This is a genomic window from Rhodopirellula maiorica SM1 (genome assembly GCF_000346295.1).
GTDB classification, from domain to species: domain Bacteria; phylum Planctomycetota; class Planctomycetia; order Pirellulales; family Pirellulaceae; genus Novipirellula; species Novipirellula maiorica.
Map to the genome: position 1 here is coordinate 1 of NZ_ANOG01001111.1, position 5,169 is coordinate 5,169.

The 5,169-nt window shown below is 55.6% G+C and carries 5 protein-coding genes and 1 pseudogene; 3 read left to right on the plus strand and 3 right to left on the minus strand.

The features are described from left to right. Together RMSM_RS35780 and RMSM_RS35785 are read right to left on the minus strand one after the other, a co-directional pair. Window positions 1–299: hypothetical protein (locus RMSM_RS35780; protein ID WP_008709569.1), on the minus strand; the 299-nt coding region annotated here is incomplete at its 3' end. Further along, window positions 296–841 carry a sigma-70 family RNA polymerase sigma factor gene (locus RMSM_RS35785; protein ID WP_008709572.1) on the minus strand — a complete coding sequence of 182 codons (546 nt, stop codon included), beginning with the start codon at window positions 839–841 and terminating at the stop codon, window positions 296–298. The genes RMSM_RS35780 and RMSM_RS35785, both read right to left, overlap by 4 nt. 960 nt (window positions 842–1,801) lie before the next feature. On the opposite strand from RMSM_RS35785, the gene RMSM_RS35795 reads away from it, so the two are divergent. The 3 genes from RMSM_RS35795 to RMSM_RS35805 are packed head-to-tail and all read left to right on the plus strand — an operon-like array spanning window position 1,802 to window position 4,623. Continuing rightward, the gene (locus RMSM_RS35795; RefSeq protein ID WP_008709578.1) at window positions 1,802–2,854 is read left to right on the plus strand and encodes a DUF1559 domain-containing protein; all 1,053 of its coding nucleotides are present in this window, start codon (window positions 1,802–1,804) and stop codon (window positions 2,852–2,854) included. Next, on the plus strand, window positions 2,851–3,267 hold the full coding sequence (locus tag RMSM_RS35800) for a hypothetical protein (RefSeq protein ID WP_008709580.1): 417 nt from the start codon (window positions 2,851–2,853) through the stop codon (window positions 3,265–3,267). Before RMSM_RS35795 ends, RMSM_RS35800 begins: the two co-directional genes overlap by 4 nt. Before the next feature lie 15 nt (window positions 3,268–3,282). Then, window positions 3,283–4,623 carry a hypothetical protein gene (locus RMSM_RS35805; protein WP_008709582.1) on the plus strand — a complete coding sequence of 447 codons (1,341 nt, stop codon included), beginning with the start codon at window positions 3,283–3,285 and terminating at the stop codon, window positions 4,621–4,623. Between the two features lie 252 nt (window positions 4,624–4,875). On the opposite strand, the pseudogene RMSM_RS41670 reads toward RMSM_RS35805, so the two are convergent. Continuing rightward, window positions 4,876–5,169: pseudogene (locus tag RMSM_RS41670) on the minus strand (vWA domain-containing protein); the annotation flags it as partial.

The following is a 5,169-nucleotide window of genomic DNA, read 5'->3' on the forward strand; positions in this document are numbered from 1 at the left end:
GTGCCTGCCATCAACATCATTCGGCCTGGCTTGATTCGAGCCGCAGGAGCGTCACCGGAGGGGAGATCGAGCGTAGAATCCATCGCGATATCGACCGCGACCGGCGCGTGAAGACTGGGATCCAATAACGACTCGGCCGCTTCGCGCTCGAGCAGCAATCCTAACTGTAACCGTCGGTAATACTCTTGTCGCACTTCGGCGTCGACAATCAATTCCGCTTCGATCCTAAGGAAATCGGCTTCACTGATGTCACCATCTAGCAGCGAATCGAGCAAGGTGGAGCGTTCTTCAGGGGTCATTCCATTTCTCCTGTAGCGACGAGCCGCTGTTCGATGCAATCCGCCAACTTGCTACGAAGTCGATGCAACGTCACCTTGATTCCGCCCACCGATCGGCCGACCCGTTTCGAAAACTCGGCCAACGGTTCAGACGACGCATAACGACACATCAACAGCTCACGACTCTCGGGCTTGAGCGACTTCATGCATTCCCGCAGCGCCGCATGTCGCTGCAACAAATCATCATCCAGAGCGACCAATTCATCCGCCACAGTGACCTCGAGTTCGTCCGAGAATCGCAGGCGGGCGTCACGAGCTTGCTGTTTGCGATGATTCAGGACTTCGAAGCGAGCGATCGCAAACGCCCAGGCCTTGAAATTGGTACCGGGCTCGAAATCAGCTCGTTTTTCCCAAACCTTGGTATTGGTTTGCTGGATTACGTCACTGACCGCATGATCGCCAGGCATCAATGCACGGACGTACAGCATCAGTGGCAACTGACATTCGGTCAGCTGTCCCACAAACGTCGCTTCGTCGGCAGAGTGAGAATTGGGCGTGTGCATACCAATAAATGCCGGCTTGGAGAAAAGGTTAACAAGAAAAAAGTCGCGGATTCGTTTTTTCTTGACTTATTGGCGAGTCCTTTATTGTATTGCGAAAAGCTCCGAAAACGCGGAATTTTGGAAGTCGCCAGAGGCAAAACGAGGCATTCGTCGTGATCATCCGCGCTAACACGTGTGACCTGGAAAATGGATCGAGAACTTCGATCGCTGGCCAACAATTTGGTTGACTTGACGAACTGAATGCCTCGCACTAACGTAACAAAACTGTCCTTGGTCGGACCACTTTTGTCTTCCTGAACTCTCGTCACGAATGCCGCTGTGCTTTCGATAATCCGACCATTTCTTGCTGCTGTCTTATGCAGCGTCATCGCTCTGGGACATGCTCCTGCATGGCTGCATGTTGCGACATGCCATGACGGAGTGACGTGCGACGGTGGATCGGCAGGAACAAGCAAACTCCAATGTGTTGACTTGGTCCACGCCGACGAGTCGAGATCCGTTCATACGGGTTGCTCACACGGTTGCCATCATCACGATGACGAACCGGTCACAGCAACGGATTTCCCGAACGACCATCAAAAGCGTCCGGCTCATCACGACCACGACCGCTGCCCGATTTGTCAGTCACTGAGCACTCCCTGTGGATTCACATGGGTCATAGAAGCTGCCGTTTTCAGCGAAACTTACGCCGAACAAGCAGATAACCACTGCAGCTTCACCGTCGTATCCGCCTTTCTCGTTGTCGCCGCACCTCGCGGCCCTCCCGTCTTCGCTTGAGCCAATTGGCTCGCGAACTTCTTTCCCACTGGCATTGCGTCCCGGCGATTCACGTCATGGTTTGCGCTGCGCTATCTCACTGACGGTCTTCGTGCCGCCAATCCGAGATTGCTTCGCATCCTAGCCTGAAAACCTTGCTGGGCCGCTGATTCAATCAATCCTCAGCTAAAGAATCGAAACAAAATGAAACAACGTCCCCCAAATCGCGGCCGACACCGCGACGCATTTACCCTTGTTGAACTGCTAGTCGTCATTGCGATCATTGGCGTATTGGTCGGCTTATTACTGCCCGCCGTGCAAGCCGCTCGCGAAGCGGCGCGAAGAATGTCTTGTAGCAACAACCTCAAGCAGATCGCGTTGGCGGTACACAACTATGAAAGCACGTTCAAGGTCATTCCTGCGATGACCGGTTCGAGCAGCTTTTCCGCGCAAGCCCGCGTGCTACCGTATCTCGAACAGGCCGGGCTGAGCGATTTGATCAATTTTGAACAACCGCTACTCGTTGGCCCCGCCTGGATGGCTCGTTTCAATCCCAAGCAGCGCGATGCGATCGAGACAGTCGTACCAACGTTTCTCTGTCCTAGCGACGTCGGAGACCCGAACTTTGCCACGGAGTTCGCTGACGGAAGCAGCGGAACGTGTGGTGGCTTGAGCTATATGTTCAGCTATGGCAGCGGTACGGACACGCACTACGACGATCGTTACCGAACCGATGGCATGGTCTGGACCGATTCGTGGGCAGGCTTTCGCGATTGTCTCGATGGAACATCCAACACCGTGCTGATGGCCGAAACGGTGCTGGGGGACCAGACCAGCGGTTTGACTCAGCCGACGCCCAAGGGTCCGCATCGCCGCATCGCAAATTGGAGCGGTACCACATCTAACACAGCTCCGAATCCCGGCTTTCTTGACGGCGGCACGCTGATTAAAAACCCCGACTTGGATACTGTCTTTCCCGATCGCATTTCATCCTACAGTGGCAATCGAGGCCAATCGTGGATTCGCGGAGTGCCGTATGCAACGGTGATTAATGGCTATCTAACACCCAACCACCGCATTCCCGATATCGGAATGCACGGCCGCGGCTTCTATGCGTCGCGTTCCTATCACACCGGTGGAAGCATGCACGCGATGGTGGACGGCAGCGTTCATTTTCTGACCGATTCGGTCGAACGTGATTTGTACCATGCCCTGTTCTCACGCGATGGACGCGAAGTGGTGGAGGTGCCGCGGTGAAAACGCTCGCCTCCGTTCTGTTGATCCCAGCGATACTCGCGTTCTCCGGTTGCGGTGGATTGGATTCGGGTCCGACCGACAGCGATAGCGCCGGCGTCGCAGTGACCTACCGTTCGGATCCACTCGCTGACGTGCATGTTCGCCTGCACGGTTCGGCAACAGGCCCGGTGCTGGCAGCAGCGATTTCATCGACCGATGGGATCGCTCGCTTTGAGCACATGCCGAGTCCACAACCCGATGAATACTTCGTTTCGCTCTGTTCGCTCAGCGATGGCGGATGGATTCTTGATGCCAAGTACCTGAAGCCTAGCGACAGCGGACTGAAATTGAAGTCACTAGCGACCGGCGAGGTCCAGCCAATCGAACTTCCCCGCAGTGCCGTTCGTCCGCTCACCCCCATTAACCACTATTAATTAAGAGCCTCCACAATGAAAACTTTACTCCATTTGGCCGCCGTTTGCTTCATCACCATGATGGCGACGGCACCAGCCCACGCGCAAGGCCGAACCATCGCTCGGCTGTTTTGGCAAGACAACCACAACGCTACCGTGAACTACGGCGACCTGAAAAAGTCCGCCGAAGGATGGTCACTACAGCCCGAATCGATCGCCAACTTTCCTACACTCGACACCGCCGAGCAAATGTTGGTGCAGATGCAAATCGATGCGGGCATCGTCGTGTTAGGAATCCACGACCACGACGCCGGCACCATTGGCAGCGGTTGGGTCGCGATCGACTCGGGCGTGGTCGAAGAATCCCACGGTGACCATTCACACTGGCGGTTCAAACACTTGCCCAGCGTGCTACACAGCCTAATTGATACAGACCAAGGCAACCCAGCACACGTTTACAAGTATGGAAAATCGTTTGTGCTAGCCAACGACAAAAACAACGGTTTTACCATCACCAGTGCGTCACGTTTACAAAAAGCGAAAGGGCCCAAAACCGCAACATCCTTCCACGAGGGCGGCAACGGGCACATCACTCTCGCTGTGATCGAAGACCAAGTCGCGTATGCCACTTGGATCGATCGCGATGGCGACGATTCCGGTCGTGTCGACGTCGTCGGGCTCGGTGAAAACCAAGGCAAACAGTACTCCATCCACTGTCCGACCGGTGGACTGCACGGGGCGACGACAAATTCAGGCAAAGTGTTCCTGGCGCCCAGCGATGGCATTTGCTGGGTCCATGCGGATTTGGACCTCAACTCAACGCCGGAGTCGGTCGTGGTAAACCACCTTTCGCTCGGTAAAGACGCCGACGACGCTCCGCTTCGCACGGGAGCCTTTGCAAACCTGGATCAACTTGTCCTGTTTACCACTGGTAAAGGCAACGATGCTCGGCTTTGCTGGATCGACGCGGCCAGCGACGATCCCACGGTTGCGACACTGCCCATCGATCTAGCCGATGGCGAAACGTTGACGACGCCGTTGGCGGTAAAAGCTCGCGGCGGCAAGCGATTGGCAACAATATTTCGCGAAAACAAAATGACGCCCGAGGACGATTCACTTTTGATTGTGGACCTGGATCCAAACTCCGATGGTGATCACTCCGATGCTGCCGTGCGAGCGGACCTTCCTATTGGCGGCAACCAGATCGAAGGCCACTCGGGCCATCACGAAGCGGTCGTCCTGCCTAACGGCCGGGAACTGGTAATCAGCAATCCGGCCGATGGAACCCTTTCGTTGATTTCGCTAGCCGAATTGCGTGTTTTGGAAACATTTTCGGTCGACGGAAATCCGACCCGACTCGTCGCGATCGGCGACTGATCGTCGCGCCCCTTATTTCCCGCCGCGTGCAGCGTCGTCTACCAACGGTCCGACCACCCCCGGCTAGCGACTCTCACGCGGTGGGACTTTTGAGCACCGTTTCCATCCAATCACCCGTGTATTTCGCTTCAAGTTCAACTCATTCCTGCCGGACAAACCGGCGAGCGCACGGTGATGTTTGCCGGATGAGACGGACCGAAACTCTTGGCGAGTTTCGCTACCGGTGATGCAATTGGGACGGTGGTTGATGCTCTATTTTTCGAGTTCAAAACCGGAGGCTTGCAGTTGCTTTTGCACGGTGCCCGAGAACGCGTCTCCGAACGTTGCCTCTTCAGAGGGCTCCGCCAACTTGGCTTGCTCGGCCGCGACATAGGCTTGACGCTCTTTATTCAACCTAGCCAACTTGGCCTTGATCTCGGCGCGACGTTTGGACATCGCCTCGATCCGCTTGACTCGCTCTGCGGGCGACAACGACTGTAACTCCGCTGGCAATTCCGCAACGTCAATCTTGCGAATCTCATCCTCATCTTCTTCGTAAGTATCAAC